Below are 3,087 nucleotides of genomic sequence, written 5' to 3'. Positions count from 1 at the left end.
CCGTAGGTCGGAGAGCCCATGCAGCCCGACAAAGCGAGGCCCGACGCGACAAGCGGCGCCAGCAGCGCCAAGCGCGCATTATATCTCTCGGTCATGCCAAAAAGTCCCACTCTAGACAGCCTCTCGATTGCCACCAGCTTGTGGCCGGTCCCCATCGTCCAAGCACTTGCGACGGAAATCCGGCGACAATTTGTCTTCCGGAGTTTCGCGTGTTTACCTCAACCACTCGTTAAGGGCAACGCGCGGGCGGTTTTCGCCCGCCCGGCGTGGCATTTGTGCACCGATCCAGCCGACTAACCGTTAAAGTCGGCCAAGCGCTTTCAATTCATGCAGCACCGCCGCATCCCTGGCCGAAACATCCGGGAATTCCGGATCCTGGCCAACATCGGCGGTGTAGCGCCAGGAGCGTGCACATTTTAACAGGCCACGATCCTCGGCCTTCTCGACCACCACGGCGACACCCTTGACGTCGTCGATCGCGAAGGCACCAGCCGGTGCCTCGCCATGAGCGATGACCAGATCGCTGGTGATCGCCATCTCGGCCATGTCGACATCTGAAATCGCCGCTTCGAGCGCTGCGTCGTTGATTGTGACGACCGGCACCGCTTCCAGCGACGATCCGATCACCTTCTGGGCGCGCGCGATCTCCAGCGCGCCGGTAACGACGCGCCGCACCTGCCGCACCTGGCGCCACTTTTCCGCCAGCGCCTCGTTCTTCCAGTCCGCCGGGATTTGCGGGAACTGGTCGAGATGCACCGAGACGGCGTCGGGATGACGGTCAAGCCAGGCCTCCTCCATGGTGAAAGGCAGCATCGGCGCCAGCCATTTCACCAGGCAATCGAAGAGATGGCGCACCACCTGCACCGAAGCCTTGCGCTTCAGGCTCGACGGCGCGTCGCAGTAGAGCGCGTCCTTGCGGATGTCGAAATAGAACGCCGACAGCTCGACCACCATGAAATCGAGCAGCATGCGGGTGATGCGCTTGAATTCGAAGGCGTCGTAGCCCGAGCGCACGACCTCATCGAGCTCGGCCAGCCGGTGCAGCATCAGCCGCTCCAGCTCCGGCATTTTCTCCAGCGGCACCTCTTCGCCATCGTCATGGGCAAGCGTACCCAGCATCCAGCGGATGGTGTTGCGCAGCTTGCGGTAGGCGTCGATGTTGGTCTGCAGCACGTTCTTGCCGAGCCGCTGGTCCTCCCAGTAGTCGGTCGTCACCACCCACAGACGCAGTATATCGGCGCCCGACTGCTTGATGACGTCCTGCGGCACCACGGTGTTGCCCAGCGACTTCGACATCTTGCGGCCATCCTCGTCCATGGTGAAACCATGGGTGACGACGGTGTCGTAAGGCGCCCTGCCCCTGGTGCCGCAGCTTTCCAGCAGCGACGAATGGAACCAGCCGCGATGCTGGTCGGAGCCTTCGAGATAGACGTCGGCCGGCCATTTCAGGTCAGGACGATCTTCCAGCGTGAAGGCGTGCGTCGAGCCCGAATCGAACCAGACGTCGAGGATGTCCATCACCTGCTTCCACTTCGAAGCGTCGTGATTGCCAAGGAAACGCTCCTTGGCATCAGCAGCGAACCAGGCGTCGGCGCCCTCCTGCTCGAAGGCGTCCATGATGCGCTGGTTGACCGCTTCGTCCTTCAGCACATTGCCGTCGGCATCGGCGAAGACAGCGATCGGCACGCCCCAGGCGCGTTGGCGCGACAGCACCCAGTCCGGCCGCTCCTCGATCATGGCGCGGATGCGGTTCTGGCCGGCGGCGGGCACGAAGCGGGTGTCGTCAATGGCCTTGAGCGCCCGGCTGCGCAGTGTCGAGCCGTCGCCGAGGTCCTTGTCCATGTAGACGAACCACTGCGGCGTGTTGCGAAAGATGATCGGTTTCTTGGACCGCCAGGAGTGAGGGTAGCTGTGCTTCAGCCGGCCGCGCGCGAACAGCGCGTTGCGCTTGATCAGCTCGTCGATGACGGCCTGGTTGGCGTTGCCCTTCTTGCCGTTGTCGTCGATGACACGCGCCGGTCCACCCTCCCGGTCGGGGCCGAAACCCGGCGCGTCCTTGGTGAAGAAACCGCCGTCGTCGACGGTGAACGGGATGGCGGGATCGATGCCGCGTGCGCGCAGATCCACCGCCGCATCCATCCAGGCGTCAAAGTCCTCGCGGCCGTGGCCGGGCGCGGTGTGGACGAAGCCGGTGCCGGCATCGTCGGTGACGTGGTCGCCGGCGAGCATCGGAACGGCAAAGTCGTAGCCGCCGCAAAAACCCTTGAGCGGATGCGAAAGCGTAAGGCTTCCAAGCTCTTGCGCCGAAACGCTGCGGAGACGATTCAAGGTGACCTTGGCCTTGACCGAGGAGTCTTCGGCCAGCGCATCGGCAAAGATCAGTTTTTCACCCGACTGCGGGCCGAATGCGTTCTCGGCTGCCGTGACCTCATAGAGGCCATAGTTGATGCGCGGCGAATAGTTGACGGCACGGTTGCCGGGGATCGTCCATGGCGTCGTCGTCCAGATGACGACATGTGCCTGCAGCAGATCGAGTGCGCCCTCCGTCAGCTTGGTCTCGCCATCGACAGGGCGGGCCAAGCTGGCGACCGGAAACTTCGCCCAGATCGTGTCGCTCTCATAGTCGTGGTACTCGATCTCGGCCTCGGCCAGCGCCGTGCGCTCGACCACGCTCCACATCACCGGCTTGGAGCCGCGATAGAGCTGGCCCGACATGGCGAATTTCAAGAGCTCGCCGGCGATGCGCGCCTCGGCATGGAAAGCCATCGTCGTATAGGGGTTCTTGAAATCGCCGATGACGCCGAGGCGCTGGAACTCGGCCCCCTGCACAGCGATCCAACCCGCGGCGAACTCACGGCATTCCTTGCGGAATTCGTTGACCGGCACCTCGTCCTTGTTCTTGCCCTTGGCGCGGTACTGCTCCTCGATCTTCCACTCGATCGGCAGGCCGTGGCAGTCCCAGCCGGGCACATAGTTCGAGTCGTAGCCGCGCATCTGGAACGAGCGGGTGATGACATCCTTGAGGATCTTGTTCAGCGCGTGGCCGATATGGATGTTGCCGTTGGCGTAGGGCGGCCCGTCATGCAG

Annotated in this window: 1 protein-coding gene; it reads right to left on the bottom strand. The window is 63.4% G+C overall.

Annotated features, from left to right (window positions below; translation table 11 throughout):
• Nucleotides 1–300: 300 nt before the first annotated feature.
• A partial coding sequence (ileS, locus tag EN893_RS26205) for an isoleucine--tRNA ligase (protein WP_128361888.1) occupies nt 301–3,087 on the bottom strand: 2,787 nt, incomplete at its 5' end.

This window comes from Mesorhizobium sp. M7A.F.Ca.CA.004.04.2.1, from assembly GCF_004022825.1.
GTDB lineage: Bacteria > Pseudomonadota > Alphaproteobacteria > Rhizobiales > Rhizobiaceae > Mesorhizobium.
Note: the sequence above shows the minus strand (reverse complement) of the source record. Positions and strands in the feature narration are given on the sequence as shown.